The 15,226-nt window shown below is 65.4% G+C and carries 9 protein-coding genes; 3 read left to right on the forward strand and 6 right to left on the reverse strand.

Translation table 11 applies throughout. The features are described 5' to 3' along the window. Nucleotides 1-125 precede the first annotated feature (125 nt). Nucleotides 126-1,793, reverse strand: coding sequence for an EAL domain-containing protein (locus CKO27_RS25175; RefSeq protein WP_200374703.1), 1,668 nt, complete (start codon nt 1,791-1,793; stop codon nt 126-128). A gap of 234 nt (nt 1,794-2,027) precedes the next feature. On the opposite strand from CKO27_RS25175, the gene uvrA reads away from it, so the two are divergent. The 3 genes from uvrA (at nt 2,028) to CKO27_RS09795 (ending at nt 9,772) form a co-directional block, all read left to right on the forward strand. After that, a complete protein-coding gene (gene uvrA / locus CKO27_RS09785; RefSeq protein ID WP_242470835.1) occupies nt 2,028-7,604 on the forward strand; it encodes an excinuclease ABC subunit UvrA in 5,577 nt (1,858 codons plus the stop codon). Between the two features lie 55 nt (nt 7,605-7,659). Continuing rightward, entirely contained in the window at nt 7,660-9,189 is a 1,530-nt protein-coding gene (locus CKO27_RS09790) for a methyl-accepting chemotaxis protein (RefSeq protein WP_200374705.1), read from the forward strand. A gap of 100 nt (nt 9,190-9,289) precedes the next feature. After that, on the forward strand, nt 9,290-9,772 hold the full coding sequence (locus CKO27_RS09795) for an aminoacyl-tRNA deacylase (protein WP_200374706.1): 483 nt from the start codon (nt 9,290-9,292) through the stop codon (nt 9,770-9,772). A gap of 52 nt (nt 9,773-9,824) precedes the next feature. On the opposite strand, the gene CKO27_RS09800 is transcribed toward CKO27_RS09795, so the two are convergent. From CKO27_RS09800 to CKO27_RS09820, 5 genes are all read right to left on the reverse strand, one after another. Beyond that, a complete protein-coding gene (locus CKO27_RS09800; protein ID WP_200374707.1) occupies nt 9,825-10,904 on the reverse strand; it encodes a phosphoglycerate mutase in 1,080 nt (359 codons plus the stop codon). After that, nucleotides 10,904-12,133, reverse strand: a complete 1,230-nt coding sequence (locus CKO27_RS09805; RefSeq protein WP_420825824.1) for an O-succinylhomoserine sulfhydrylase — start codon at nt 12,131-12,133, stop codon at nt 10,904-10,906. Before CKO27_RS09805 ends, CKO27_RS09800 begins: the two co-directional genes overlap by 1 nt. Then, complete coding sequence (gene purF, locus CKO27_RS09810; RefSeq protein WP_200374777.1) at nt 12,111-13,625, reverse strand: amidophosphoribosyltransferase; 1,515 nt, start codon at nt 13,623-13,625, stop codon at nt 12,111-12,113. The genes CKO27_RS09805 and purF overlap by 23 nt, the downstream gene beginning before the upstream one ends. Nucleotides 13,626-13,747: 122 nt before the next feature. Next, nucleotides 13,748-14,239 carry a CvpA family protein gene (locus tag CKO27_RS09815; RefSeq protein WP_200374708.1) on the reverse strand — a complete coding sequence of 164 codons (492 nt, stop codon included), beginning with the start codon at nt 14,237-14,239 and terminating at the stop codon, nt 13,748-13,750. A 177-nt stretch (nt 14,240-14,416) separates the two neighbouring features. Further along, entirely contained in the window at nt 14,417-15,127 is a 711-nt protein-coding gene (locus CKO27_RS09820; RefSeq protein WP_200374709.1) for an SPOR domain-containing protein, read from the reverse strand. Nucleotides 15,128-15,226 lie beyond the last annotated feature (99 nt).

A 15,226-nucleotide genomic window follows, 5' to 3' on the forward strand; every position in this document is an offset into this window, starting at 1 on the left:
GCACAGGAAGAGGTCCGTAACCATGGCCACCCGAAGAAACAGCGCTGAGGACACCGATTCCGCAAACCGCATCAGCGGTTGTAACTGTTTGTTTTTAAAAATCGAGAGACTTATCTTAGTGCCATTCAGACCCGTTCCTGTTCGGTAATCTCGAATATCAAGCGATCCATGATCCCGTAGGTGTCGCGCAGCTTCCGGAGAAAACCGAGAAACCCGTCGTCCTCGATATCGAGAATCGACAGATTGATGGCGAGGATCTCTTTCCGGTCACGGAACAAGGCCACTGACTTTTTTATCAAGCGATGGGAAAGGTCTCCATAGCTTCCGGATTTCTTCGAAATTTCAAGGAACTCCAAGGGAGCATGGATGACTCCGGAACGATCGCGAATCCGCATCAGGGCTTCATACTTATACACGGACCCATTTCCGACATCCTTGATCGGCTGAAAAAACGGGACGACAAGATCCTCCTCGATCGCGTGCCTGATGACCTTCGCCACTCTCAGATTACACTCGTACTCCTTGAGAATGGGCAGATCCCGACGGTAGATCGCCACTTTCGCCTTTTTCTCCTTGGCGTATTTCAGGGCGGTGGTCGCCGCCATCATCGGCATCGGCTCGCGGCTGTCCGATAGGCCCGAACTGATCGCGACGCTGATGGGTTCATTCTTGACGGTCAGCTCTTTTCGGCCATAGTCTTCCACGAACTCCCTGATTCTCTTTTCGAATGCGGCCTGTTCCTCGCCCGCGCCATCCAGCACGGCGAATTCATCCGCGTTCAATCTGTAGAGCGCGTAGCCATCCCTCGTGAAAAACGCGACCAACGACACCGAGGTGGCTTTCAACAGTTCGTCACCCGCCTCGATACCCAGGAGATTATTGATTTCCTTGAACCGATCGATATCCAGGATCGCCAGGTTGAATTTATCCCGGCGCTGGATGTCGCCAATCAGTCGCTGCCGCGACAGCAGGGACGTCAGGTCGTCGTAGTTGGCTCTCTTGTTGAGCTGATGGATCAGGGTCGCGATGTGCTCGTAGAAATATCGGCAGAGCCGCCCCAGCTCGTCCTCTCCATGGCATCCATCGCCCAATTGAAGAAGCGCCTGCTCGTTTTGATTGACACGCCGCATGTCGAGCATCAAGGCGTAAATCGGCCTGATAATGCTGCGATTGATCCGAGTCACGATCAGGTTGAGCAGAATCAATGTGGCGATAACGTAGATGACGATCTGAATCAGGATATTCCGGTGGCTGACGGCCGTCATATCCTCGTGGAGGCGCTCCCTGGCGACCTCTAGCTGAAGTCGCGTTTCATTGGCGATCTCCTCGAATCGAGCGAGTGTATATTCTACGTCGAGTCGACCGATCCTTTCGCCCGCGTGCATGATGCCCACCGACGTAGCCACGCAGCCTCGCGCGCCTTCCTTTCTGATTTCGGTGATCGGTGCGTTGCTTATCGCATCGATGATCACGATGGAGCAGATCGCGTCGTGCTGGATGAATTTCCGGCTCTTGTCGTTCAGTGATTCATCGTTCAGATTATAGAGTTCGGTCGATATCGTCAGCGCCATCATATCGATGTAGAACGCGATATCGCTCCGCAGACGCTCCAGCAGATTCCGGTTTTCTTCCTCGCTGTATTCCTGGAGCCTGTTGATGCTGCTTTCCTGGACCTCGGATTCCAACGTCAGCGACGAATACAACTGGAAGGCCAGCAGCACGCACATCAGCACAAGGATCATGGAAGAGGTAACAACGATGAGCTTGTACTTGATGGAATCCTTGTCAAACACGAGATGAACGCTCCATGAGGTCGCCATGGCCTGGACGCGATGGGCACACTGGAGTGTAGCCTTTTCCGATGCCCTTACCATACTCGGACGAGGCATGGTTTCGCCGGGTACGGCCCTCCCGCCACTCGGCCTTGGGATCCCGACAGTCGAGCCACCGATGAAGGACAGGGCCACGCGCGGCGCGCCCGGTCTACAATTCGGGATCGATCGAACCCAGCCGCCGAGGCGCCCCCCTTGAACGACTCCATCCGCCTGCGCGGCGTCCGTCAGAACAACCTCAAGAACCTGGACCTGGATCTGCCGCTCGGCGAGTTGATCGTCATCACCGGGGTTTCGGGATCGGGGAAGTCCTCGCTGGCCTTCGACACCCTCCATGCCGAGGGTCAGCGGCGCTATGTCGAGACCTTCTCGCCCTACGCGCGCCAGTTCCTGGACCGCCTGGACCGCCCGGCGGCGGATCGGATCGAGGGCATCCCACCCTCGATCGCCATCGATCAGGCCAATCCGGTGCGCACCTCGCGCTCCACGGTCGGGACCATGACGGAGCTGAACGATCATCTCAAGCTCCTCTTCGCGCGAGCGGCGCGGCTCTTCTGCCAGGGCTGCGGACGCCCGGTCCGGCGCGATAGCCCGGAAACCATCTGGGAACATCTGGCGGCTGGCGACGCCTCGCCCCGCGTGCTCATCGCCTTCTCGGTCGCGGTCCCGGAGTCGCTCGGGCTGGAGGCCGTCAGGAAGCTGCTCGCTCAGCAGGGCTATATCCGTCTCCTGAGCGAGACGGCGGATCGGATCGAGGTCATCCAGGACCGCCTGCGACTCACGCCGGAGAACCGCGGCCGCGCCATCGAGGCGCTTGAAACCGCGCTTGCGAAGGGGCATGGCCGCGTCCTGGTCTATCCGCTGGACGCCGATCACCAGACCGGCGAGCCCTGGCGCTTCTCCAGCGATCGGCACTGTCCGGACTGCGACATCACTTACCGGGATCCGGCTCCAAACCTCTTTTCCTTCAACTCGCCACAGGGCGCGTGCGAGACCTGTCACGGATTCGGACGCACCATCGGCATCGACTGGGGTCTGGTGGTCCCGGATCCCTCCAAATCGCTGATCGAAGGGGCCATCAAGCCGATCCAGTCGGACAGCTACTCGGAGATCCAGGAGGAGCTGATGGGGTTCGCCCACCGCCAGGGGATCCCGACCGATGTCCCCTGGCAGGCGCTCACCGAGGCCGACCGTCAGTGGGTGATCGAAGGGGACGGCGAGTGGGACGCCGGCGTCTGGTACGGTCTGCGTCGTTTCTTCGCCTGGCTGGAGGGACGCAGCTACAGGATGCATGTCCGGGTACTGCTCTCGCGCTACCGCAGCTATGACCTTTGTCCGACCTGCGATGGGGCGCGACTCAAGGACGAGGGGCTGGACTGGCGGATCGGTGACCAGGCGCTCGCGGAGCGGACGCTGGCGGCTGGCCGGCGCTTCCGCCACGCGCGCAGCCGGATGTCCGAGGCGGCCCGGGAGCGGCTGCCCGGACTCAATCTCCACGACCTGCTCCGTCTGCCGATCGCGCGCGCTCGGGATTTCTTCCGGGATCTCCGGCTGGACGGGCCGATGGACCAGGCCATGGACCTGTTGCTGGCCGAGATCCGCGCCCGGCTCGGCTATCTGTGCGAGGTCGGACTCGGCTACCTGACCCTGGACCGCCAGTCGCGCACACTCTCGGGCGGCGAGGTCCAGCGCATCAATCTCACCACGGCGCTCGGCACATCCCTGGTCAACAGCCTCTTCGTGCTGGACGAACCCAGCATCGGGCTGCATCCGCGCGACATGGACCGGGTGGTGCGGGTTCTGCATCGGCTGCGCGATCAGGGCAACTCGCTGGTGGTGGTCGAGCATGACCCTCAGGTGATGCTGGCGGCCGACCGCATCCTCGACATCGGTCCAGGACCGGGCGAGCACGGCGGGCGGATCGTCTTTCAGGGTACGCCGACGGCGCTGCTGAACGCCCCTGGCTCCCTCACCGGCGACTATCTCTCCGGGCGTCTCCAGGTCGCGCCGCCGCGGCGCGCCGCGCCAGCGAGCGAACCGGCGCGCCGGATCCTGATCCGAGACGCCAGCGCCCATAACCTCAAGCACCTGGATGTCGCGATCCCGCTCGACCGGCTAGTGGTGGTCACGGGCGTCTCCGGCTCGGGCAAGTCGACCCTGGTGGGCGAGGTGCTCCACAAGGCGCTCTGCCAGCTCAAGGGTCACCCGGAGGATCCACCCGGCGCGCATGCGTCGATCGAGGGGCACGAGCGGATCGCCGACGTGCTGTTGGTCGATCAGTCCAGCATCGGCCGCGGTTCGCGCTCCAATCCAGCCAGTTACGTCGGCGCCTTCGATGTCATCCGCAAGCGCTTCGCCCAGTCTCCGCTGGCCCGGGAGCGCGGTTACACCGCCGGAACCTTCAGCTTCAACAGCGGCAACGGGCGCTGCCCAGGCTGCGGCGGCAACGGCTTCGAGCACCTGGAGATGCAGTTCCTCGCCGATGTCTATCTGCGCTGCCCGGACTGCGACGGCCGACGCTATCGGGCCAGTACGCTGGAGGCGCGGATCAGCGACCCGAGCGGCGCGCGGGCCTGCTCCATCGCCGATGTCCTGGAGATGACCGTGACCGAGGCGCTGGACTTCTTCGCCGGCGACAAGGATACGAACCGCGCGCTGGAGCCGCTGCGGGCGGTCGGGCTCGGCTATCTGCGGCTCGGCCAGCCCGTGCCGACCCTCTCCGGCGGAGAGGCCCAGCGGCTCAAGCTGGCCGCTCATCTGGCCAAATCCGCGCGGCGCAAGGCGCGTGACGGCGGCCTGCTGTTCCTGCTCGACGAGCCGACCCGAGGGCTGCACTTCGCCGACATTGCCGTGCTCCTGAGCGTGCTGCGACACCTGATCGATCAGGGGCACTCGCTGCTGGTCATCGAACACAACCTGGATGTGATCGCGGCGGCCGACTGGCTGATCGACCTGGGGCCGGAGGGCGGCGACGGGGGCGGCGAGCTGATCTGTCAGGGCGCGCCGGACGCGGTGGCCGAACACCCCGCCAGTCATACCGGACAGGCGCTGCGCCGCTATCGGGAGGCGCGGGCCGCCGCCCGGCGCGCCGCCGAGGGCGGCGGCCCCATCGCGGCGGTCGCCGATGGGGCCGCCGCTTATGCTCCCTCGACCAGGAGCGAGCCCGCGCGCGGCGGCTCCATCGAGATCCGTCACGCCCGCGAGCACAATCTCAAGAACCTGACCCTTTCCATCCCGCGCGAGCGTCTCACCGTCATCACCGGCGTATCCGGCAGCGGTAAGAGCACGCTGGCCTTCGACATTCTCTTCGCCGAGGGCCAGCGGCGTTATCTGGAATCGCTCAACGCCTATGCGCGCCAGTTCGTCCAGCCCGCCGCGCGCGCCGACGTGGACGCCATCCTCGGCATCCCGCCCACGGTCGCCATCGAACAGCGCACCAGCCGGGGCGGGGCCAAGAGCACGATCGGCACCCTGACCGAGATCCATCACTCACTGCGTCTGCTCTACGTCAAGCTCGGCATCCAGTATTGCCCGGCCTGCGCCATCCCCATCCAGCCCATGACCCGCGACGCCATCCTGGAGCGCATCCAGCGCGACCACGCCGGCACGCGGGTGGTGCTCATGGCCCCCATGGTGGTCGCCCGCAAGGGTCTCTACCGGGAACTGGCGGACTGGGCCGCCGGAAAGGGCTGGCCGCTGTTGCGGGTCGATGGCGTACCGGTCGAGACCGCGCGCTGGCCGACGCTCGACCGCTTCCGCGAGCACTCCATCGACCTGCCGCTGGACGAGATCCTGGTCGACCCCGCCGATGAGAGCGCGTTGCGCGAGCGGCTCGTCCAAGCCCTGGACCTCGGCAAGGGACAGGTGCGGCTGGTTCGGATTCAAGACGGAGCCTGGGGCGCGGAGACCCCCTACTCCACCGAGCGCGCCTGTCACGCCTGCGGTCGAGCCTTCCCCGATCTCGATCCCCGGCTCTTCAGCTACAACTCCAGGCACGGCTGGTGCCCGGACTGCTTCGGCACGGGACGCGCGCTGGCCGGATTCGACGCCGAGCAGACCGGCGAGGAAGGTCAATGGCTGGAGACGGGGACCAACCGCGCCGGCCCCTGCCCGACCTGCCGGGGCGCGCGGCTCAAGCCGGAGGCGCTGGCGGTACGCTTTCGCGACAGTTCGATCGCGGATCTTTCGGCCCTGAGGGTCGATCAGGCCGCCGAGTTCATCGCGGGGCTCCAACTCGATGCCCGCGAGTCCGCGATCGCACGGGATCCGCTGGCCGAGGCGAGCGAACGGCTGCGTTTTCTCTCCGAGGTCGGACTCGGTTACCTGACGCTCGATCGGGGCGCACCGACCCTCTCCGGCGGCGAGGCCCAGCGCATCCGGCTCGCCGCCCAGCTCGGCTCCAACCTGCGCGGCGTCTGCTACATCCTCGACGAGCCGACCATCGGGCTGCATCCGCGCGACAACCGGCGCTTGCTCGACACCCTGAGCCGGCTCGAAGGCCAGGGCAACACGGTGGTCGTGGTCGAGCACGACGAGGAAACCATCCGCCGCGCCGGGCATGTCATCGATCTGGGACCGGGGGCCGGCGCGCTCGGCGGCGAGATCATCGCCCAGGGGACGGCGGAAGAGCTGATCGCCAACCCGGCCTCCATCACCGGCCGCTTTCTCGGCCGGGCGCGCGCGCGCTCGCGTGCGCCGCGCCCCATGGACGGACAGGTCCAGTGGCTCGGCGTCCAGCGCGCCACACTCAACAATCTGCGGGATCTGGATGTCCGACTGCCGCTCGGTCGGCTGGTGTGCGTCACCGGCGTCTCCGGTTCCGGGAAGTCGACCCTGGTGCGCGAGGTGCTGGCCGAGAGTCTGAGCCATCTGTTGAGCGGGAATCGTCCCAATCAGGACCGGGTGCGCGCATCGGATCTGGTCGGCTGTCGGGGACTCAGCGGCTGGCGCTCGCTCAGCCGGATTCTGGAGGTGGATCAGACCCCGATCGGCAAGACGCCGCGCTCCTGCCCAGCGACCTATGTCGGCTTCTGGGACGGCATCCGCAAGCTCTTCGCCGCCGCCCAGGAGGCCCGCATCCTCGGCTGGACCCCGGCGCGCTTCTCCTTCAACACCGCCGAGGGACGCTGCCCGGCCTGCGAGGGCCAGGGCCTCCAGAAGCTGGAGATGAACTTTCTGCCGGACGTGCGCATGACCTGCGAGGTCTGCGGCGGCGCGCGCTTCGATCGCGAGACCCGCGAGGTCCGCTTCAAGGGGCTCGACATCGGGCAGGTGCTGGCGCTCGGGGTCGACGCGGCGGTCGAGGTCTTCGGCGCGCATCCCGCCATCCGCCATCCCCTGACCCTCCTGCAGGAGGTCGGGCTCGGCTATCTGACCCTGGGTCAACCCAGTCCGACCCTGTCGGGCGGCGAGGCCCAGCGCATCAAGCTGGTCACCGAGCTGGCCAAGGCGCGACCCGGCGTGGACGGTCCCACCAGCCGCCCGACGCTCTACGTACTCGACGAGCCGACCGTCGGGCTGCACATGGCGGACGTGGAGCGTCTGATCGGCGTGCTGCACCGACTGGTCGACGCCGGGCATTCGCTGCTGGTCATCGAGCACAACCTGGATCTGATCGCCGAGGCGGATTGGGTGCTGGACATGGGACCGGAGGGCGGCGAGGCGGGAGGGCGAATCGTCGCCGAGGGTCCGCCCGAGCGGATCGCGGAAGCGGGCGAACTTCCGACGGCGCAAGCCTTGCGGGAGCACGCGAGGCGTTATAGTGATCGCTGACCCCGATCGCTGGAATCAACCTATCAGGAATCCATTGGAGCCAGGAACCAGGACCATGAACGGATCCATATCGAAGTCCGGCCCGTCGGCGACGAGGAAGGAGAGAACCCTTCGCCAGGATCGCCTCCTCTTCGGCATCCTGCTGGCGCACCTGCCCATGACCATGTTCCTGGTTCCGATGGGCTATGACACCGGCACCTTCGCCCTCTATTCCTCGGCCCTGGTCGGCGTCTTCTCGGTGATCGCCTTCGCCCTGCTCCGGGGCACGGCGGCCTTTGGAGTCGTATCGGCCATCCTGCTGATGACGCTGTCGGCCATCATGATCCAGTCGCAGCTCGGACGCATCGAGATGCACTTTCACATCCTGGTCGCGCTCGCCGTCCTGCTGATTTACAGACACTGGCTGCCGATCGTCGTGGCGGCCTCGCTCATCAGCCTGCATCATCTCGCGTTCACCGCGCTGCAATTGAACGCGGTCGGATTCGGCGACCTGCCGATCATGCTCTTCAATTACGGGTGCGACTGGGAGATCACCGTTCTGCACCTCGTCTTCATCCTGGTCGAGACCCTCGCGCTCGTCCACCAGGCCATCGCGATGCGGCGGGACGGGCGCCTGGCCGAGTCGCTGTTCGAGGCCCTCGTCGCCATCGACCGGAACCATGACCTGACCCTACGTATTCCGGACAGGGGCGAGGTCGCGGGCATCACCGCCTTCAACGGCCTGATCCAGAAATTCGCGGCGCTGACCAGGGAGGTTTCCAAGGCCGCGACACGGATCAAATCAGTCTCCTATCAAATCGACGATATCGCCCTGTCGGCCGAATCCGAGATCTCCGCGCGGCAGACCCGGATCGAGCAGGCGATGACGGTGATCACCGAGATGTCGCAAACCATCGACCGGGTAGCCGAGAGCACCCAGTCGGCGGCCACGATCGCGGCCTCGACGAGCGAGAGGGCGCTGGACGGACATGAGCGCTTCAACCAGGCCGTGCGCTCGACCGCCGTCCTGCAGAAGGTCATGGTCGAGGCCGCGGCGTCGATGCACCGACTGAAGACCGATGCCGTCACCATGGGTTCGGTGCCAGGGACCATTCGCGACCTCTCGGAGCGGATCGATCGGCTCGCTCTTGAGGCCAGCAGGGAGGTGGAGCGCGCCGGCGAGCCTGGACGCGGTTTCGCGGTCGTCGCCGAGGAGATCGGGAGGCTGGCGGAGCGGACCCAGGCGTCGAGCCTGGAGATCCAGGAGACGATCGAGAAGATCCAGGGAAATATCGAAAGCTTGCTCGCCAGGATGGACGATGGACAGCGCCGGACCACCGAGACCTCCAGCGCCATCCTCCAGGCCGGACTCGCCCTCAACGAGATCCTGGAATCGGTATCCAGCATCAGCGACATGAGCGCCGAGGTCGCCCAGACCGTCCAAACCCAGCGCCAGGTCGCCGAGGACATCGGGGGCCATATCAACGCACCCGCGACACACGACGCCAATGTGATCGGGAAGGCCCGGGCGAATCGCGACTCGGCCGCCACGCTCATGAGCCTGTCCGAGTCCTTGAATCAGCTCGTCTCGGGGTATCGCGGCTGAACCGGAAGGCGGCTGACCAAAAAGCGCCGTTGCGATTCCGGGCGGCGGATCTGGCAAAATTCGCGATTCGACCTTCCCGACTCCGGATGAGCCCATCGCGATGAAAACCGCCAAGGAACCCGTCACCCAGGCCGTGCGCGTACTGCGCGCGGCTGGAATCCCGTTCGAGGGACATGCCTACACCTATGTCGAGGGCGGCGGCACCGCGCAAGTCGCCCGTGAGTTGGGGGTGGACGAGCATTTGGTGATCAAGACGCTCGTCATGGAGGACGAGTCGGGGAATCCGATGATCGTGCTAATGCACGGCGATCGACAGGTCTCGACCCAGGCGTTGGCGCGTGCCATCGGCGTCAAGCGTGTGGCGCCCTGCGACCCCAGGGTGGCCGACAGACATTCGGGTTATCAGGTGGGCGGCACCTCGCCCTTCGCTAACCGACGCGCCATGCCGGTCTATTGCGAGCCGGGCATCGCCGAGTTGCCGCGCCTCTACATCAATGGCGGCAAGCGCGGCTACATCCTCTCGCTCGCGACCCTCGATGCCCTGCGGTTGCTGAAACCGACGCTGGTCGGCATGGCGACTTGAGGGGCGCCGGGCGAAACCGGTCACGAGAAGCCGATGCCGGAGGCCGGACCGGTCAGTCCGACGGACCGACGGACAGATGGGAATCCAGACCCGATCGACGCCAGAAACGGCGCGACTGTCGCGCGGAGACCGAGAAGACCGCCCCCCCATGACAGGGATCCACCAGGGCCTGTTCGAGTCGACCCGCGCGGAGCCGTTCCTCAAGGATTCCGACCGCGGCCTCCAGTTCGGTCCAGGCGAGCGACCAGGTCGCCAGGTCGCGATCCAGCAAGGCCCGCCAGTGGCGATCCCAAAAGACCAGGGCCTGACCCTGTGTGGCCGCTGGAGCGGCGAGCCAGTCTCCCAAGGCGCGATGCGGTCGCGCGAGTAGGCGCGCCAGCCCGAGCATCAAGGGATGATCGCCGACCAGCGCGTCCGGCGGCGGACCAGGAACGCTTGGCATGGAGCCGCCACCCCAGGTCCAGATCCCGCTAATGGTCGGTCGCCTAGTGGATTCGCGCCGGCGATTGACCGGATGCGCATGGAAGAGCATCTGGGCCTCGTTGAGCAAGCGCATCCAGTCCCGCGCGGCCGGACCGCTCGGGAGATATTCGGCCATCGAGCGATACCGCGCCCGTGACAAGGGACAGCCTCGCACATCCAGGGGGCGTTCGAGACGGAGATACCAACGCCCAGGCGTCGGCGCGACGAGTCGGAGTCCATCCTCGGCGAAATGCCGGTTGAAGCTCTCCAGCAAGGCCTCAGCCTCGGCCCGGTCCGGCTCGATTCCCGGCCCCGCGTAGACCAGCAGACGATCGCGATCGGGGCGCAGATGCACCGGATCCGCGTGCATCCAGATCTCGTCGGGGGCGACCGCGTAGCCCTCGCCCAGCAGACAGATCGCGCCACTCGGCGGATCGCGATCCTCCGCCACGCCAAGCCCGAGGTCGCTCAGCACCGCCGCGACGGGATCCGGATGATCAAGGGGGGTGCGATCGGCCCTGGCCAGTAAACGGGCGATGGATGGGGCCTGAATGGCCGGCTCGGGCGGCGCCGGGATCGGTCCCAGCAACCCAGGGCAGACGAGAACCAGGGTCTCCGGAGACGATGAAGCGGCGGCTGGACCGGCGTCCCTTGGGACCGGACGGGACATCAGAGACCCGCCAGGCCCCGCGCCAGATCGGCCTGGATATCGACCGGATCCTCCAGACCTACCGCCACCCGCAGGAGGCCGTCGCCGATCCCGGCCGTGGTCCGCTCCTCGGGCGTCAGGCGGCCATGGGTCGTGGTCGCCGGATGGGTGATGGTGGTCTTGGTGTCACCCAGGTTGGCCGTGATGGAAATCAGGCGGGTGGCGTCGATCACCCGCCAGGCCGCCGCTTGGCCGCCCCGGACCTCGAAGGCGACGATGCCGCCGCCGGTACGCTGCTGCGTGCCGATCAGGTGGTATTGAGGGTGAGCCGAGAGACCGGGGTAATGCACCCGCGCGACCATCGGCTGGGCGAGCAGCCAGTCGGCCAGCCCGGCCGCCGCGCGGGCATGGGCGAGCATCCGCAGCTCCAGGGTCTCGAGTCCCTTGAGAAAAACCCAGGCATTGAAGGGACTCATGGTCGGACCCGCCGTGCGCAGGAATCCAAAGACTTCCTCGCCGACCGTTTTGCGATCGCCAACCACGGCGCCCCCCAGACAACGACCCTGACCGTCGAGATACTTGGTCGCCGAGTGGATGACGATATCGGCGCCCAGATCGAGTGGGCGCTGCAAGGCCGGCGTGCAGAAGCAATTGTCGACCACCAGCAGACACTGGTTGCGATGGGCGATTTCGGCTAGGCGACGCAGATCGACCATCTCGGTCAGCGGGTTCGACGGCGTCTCGCAGAACAGCAGACGGGTGCGCGCGTCGATGGCCGACTCCCAGGCGTCCAGATCGCTCAAGGGGACGTAGGCGGTCTCGATGCCGAGGCGCGCGAGGTACTTGTTGAACAGCATGGTGGTGCTGCCGAAGATGGCGCGCGAGGAGAGAATGCGCTCGCCGGTCTTCAGCAACCCCAGACAGACTGCCAGGATGGCCGCCATGCCCGAGGCGGTCGCCACGCAGGATGCGCCGCCCTCGAGCGCGGCTAGGCGCTCCTCGAAGGCGCGCACCGTGGGATTGGTGAAGCGCGAATAGATGTTGCCTTCCAGATCGCCGGCGAAGCGCGCCGCCGCCTCGGCGGCGTTGGCGAAGACGAAGCTGGAGGTGGTGAAGATCGGCTCGCCATGCTCGCCCTCGCCGGTGCGACGATGGCCCACGCGGATGGCGCGCGTGGCGAATCCGAGCGGAGGGTCGAGGTCGCCGCCGGCCTCCTCGTCCATGGCATCAATCGGAGTTATGGAGGTCAATGGCGCTCTCCTTGTAAAAGGACTGGTCCGCCTTGGCGCCGTCGTTACGATTGGCCTCGAGCGCCCGGAGATATTCCGGCGTCACGTCGCCCGTCACATACTTTCCGTCGAAGACGGAGGTGTCGAAGCGATCCACATGCGACTTGCCCTTCTTCTGAACCGCCTCGATCAGATCCTCGAGATCCTGATAGATGAGGCCATCGGCGCCCAACTCACGAGCCACCTCCTCTTCCGTGCGATTGAAGGCGATCAACTCGCTCGCGGCCGGCATGTCGATCCCGTAGACATTGGGGAAACGCACGGGCGGAGCGGCCGAGGCGAAATAGACCCGATGGGCGCCCGCGTCCCGCGCCATCTGGATGATCTGTTGCGAGGTGGTACCGCGCACGATCGAATCGTCCACCAGCAGCACGTTCTTCTTGCGGAATTCCAGATCGATCGCGTTCAGCTTCTGACGCACAGATTTCTTGCGCACCGTCTGTCCCGGCATGATGAAGGTACGGCCGATGTAACGGTTCTTGATGAAACCCTCGGCGTAGGCGATGCCCAGTTGCCCGGCCAGTTGCAAGGCCGCGGTACGGCTGGTGTCCGGCACCGGAATCACGACGTCGATGTCATGCCCGGACCACTCGCGCTTGATCTTGGCCGCCAGCTTCTTGCCCATCCGCGAGCGAGCCTTATGGACCGAGATATCGTCGATGATGGAGTCCGGACGCGCGAAATAGACGAACTCGAAGATACAGGGCGAGAGCACCGGCTGAGCGGCGCACTGATGGTTGTGGAGTTCACCGTCGACTGTAATCAGCACCGTCTCGCCCGGCGCGACATCCGCGATCAGATCGAACCCGCTGGTATCCAGCGCGACACTCTCGGAGGCGATCATGTACTCCGCGCCCTCGGCGGTCACGCGACGTCCGTAAACCAGCGGGCGGATCCCGTTGGGATCGCGAAAGGCGAACACCCCGAATCCAGGGATCATGGAGACGGCCGCGTATCCGCCCCGGCAGCGGCGGTGTACCCCGGCGACGGCCCGGAAGATGTCCTGCTCGTCGACCCTGGGCTTGCCCTGAATCTGGAGTTCATGGGCCAGGATGTTGAGCAGGATCTCGGAGTCGGATTCGGTATTGAGGTGACGCAGATCCTCGACGATCAGGTCGCGCTTGAGATCCTCGGCATTGGTCAGATTGCCGTTGTGCGCGAGCACGATCCCGTAGGGCGAGTTCACGTAAAAGGGCTGCGCCTCGGCCGAGCTGGCCGCGCCCGCCGTGGGGTAGCGTACATGGCCGACCCCCATGGAACCCAGCAGACGGATCATGTGCTTGGTCTGGAAGACGTCGCGCGCCAGGCCGTTGTCCTTGCGCAGATGGAGCTTGTCACCCTGGCAGGTGACGATCCCGGCGGCATCCTGACCGCGATGCTGCAAGACTAGCAGGGCATCGTATAGAGACTGGTTGACTGAGCTCTTGCCGACGATTCCGACGATACCGCACATGAGAAGCCTCACCCGCTTTCCGACCGATGGTCAAAAGCAGAAGATTGGGGACCGGGCAGGTTAACCGAATGGGGCGACCGCCATCAAGCCACGAAACCGTGACCGTCGTGCCGAATCCGGCGTTAAATCTGCTTCAGCCTGGTCTGAAGCTCGGGCGGAACCCTGTCGAGGAACCAACCGCCGATGGTCTGGAATTCACCGATGAGCGTCGATTCCCGCCACATGGGATCCGAGGGGATCGGCGTCAGCGCGACCAGGAAGACCGCCATGGCGACCAGCAGGACACCGCGCGCGCCGCCGAAGGCGAATCCGAGCAGTCGATCGAGGCTCGTGAGTCCAACCTTGTCGACCACGGCGGTAAGCACCGCCGCCAGGATGGCGCCCAAAACGAGCGTCAGCAGCACCAGACCGAGAAAGGCCACGGCGATTCTGACCGAGGGATCGGAGAGTTGCGAGACCAGGAGATTGGCCACCTCCTTGTGGAACAGCCAGGCGACCGCCAGTGCCAGGATCCAGGTCCCGAGCGACAGCACCTCGCGAATCAATCCACGCGCCACCCCGACCAACGCCGACAAGAGGATGATGGCCAGGATGGCGTAGTCGACCCAGTTCATTCCGATTCCTTATGTTCGTCGTCAGCGATCGGTTTTCAGTGGACGGCCCTTGGGCCGATGGGATGACCTGGCGAATCCCGGCATGCCAACCCGATGGAGCCGCCGACGCGGGTTCCGATCTCTCATCCCGACCAGGGGGAAGACCGGGTCCAGGCCGCGGGACTTGGGCCGGGATGACTAGGGATAGCGCTGGATCAGGGTATCCATTTTCTGTTTCTGGCGCAGCATGGTGGCGGTTCGCTCGGCATTGGCCCGATCGCTATCGGGTCCGACCCGCACCCGGTAGTAGGTCTTGCCCCCGACCTGCGCCTTTTCCACGAACGCCGAGAAGCCGGATTGCTTGAGTTTGCCCACGAGTTTGTCCGCCGCCTCGGATGAACCAAGGCTGGAAACCTGCACGACCCAGGAGGGCATTCCGTCGTCCCGTGCCCGGGGCTCGGGAGCCGACTCTTTCTTCGGGGGTTGAGCTGGTTTGGGCGCTGGAGCCGGGGCCGGCCGCGCGACGGCGGGCGGTGCGGCGGTCCGCGGTCGGGTCGGGTCGGCTCCAACGACCGGCGAAGGGGGATTCGGGGTCGCGGCCTGCCCGAGTTGACCCGGCTCGCCCAGGAGTTCCTCGTCGATCTGCGCGAATTCCTCGTCCGGAGCCGGAGGCATCGGCGGCTCGCTCTCGGCCACCGGAAAAACGTCCTCGGTTTCCATCGGCTCCTCCACCAGTGGCGGCGGCGCATCGGGGTCGAAGGGATCCTGGAAATCGGGTTCGCTCGGGAGCGATCCCTGGACCTGGGGCGGCACCAGGGATTCATCCTCGAACAGCATCGGAACAAAGATCACGGCCAGGGCAACGATCACCACCGCCCCCGCCAAACGTTTCTTGGCTCCTTCTTGCATCGTTAATCACCCAGTGGCCGGACACCGCATCGGGTGCCCGCGCGTTGACGCCGGTAACGCCTCGGCATTGAGGCGCCGGCAAGTATACCCTGTCCAGGA

This window comes from Thiocystis violacea (assembly GCF_016583575.1).
GTDB classification, from domain to species: Bacteria; Pseudomonadota; Gammaproteobacteria; order Chromatiales; family Chromatiaceae; genus Thiocystis; species Thiocystis violacea.

Excerpts from the sequence above, each read along its gene's own strand:
- CKO27_RS09790 (WP_200374705.1), top strand. The coding sequence starts at position 7,660 with ATGAACGGATCCATATCGAAGTCCGGCCCGTCGGCGACGAGGAAGGAG.
- CKO27_RS09795 (WP_200374706.1), top strand. The coding sequence starts at position 9,290 with ATGAAAACCGCCAAGGAACCCGTCACCCAGGCCGTGCGCGTACTGCGC.
- CKO27_RS09800 (WP_200374707.1), bottom strand. The coding sequence starts at position 10,904 with ATGTCCCGTCCGGTCCCAAGGGACGCCGGTCCAGCCGCCGCTTCATCG.
- purF (WP_200374777.1), bottom strand. The coding sequence starts at position 13,625 with ATGTGCGGTATCGTCGGAATCGTCGGCAAGAGCTCAGTCAACCAGTCT.
- CKO27_RS09815 (WP_200374708.1), bottom strand. The coding sequence starts at position 14,239 with ATGAACTGGGTCGACTACGCCATCCTGGCCATCATCCTCTTGTCGGCG.
- CKO27_RS09820 (WP_200374709.1), bottom strand. The coding sequence starts at position 15,127 with ATGCAAGAAGGAGCCAAGAAACGTTTGGCGGGGGCGGTGGTGATCGTT.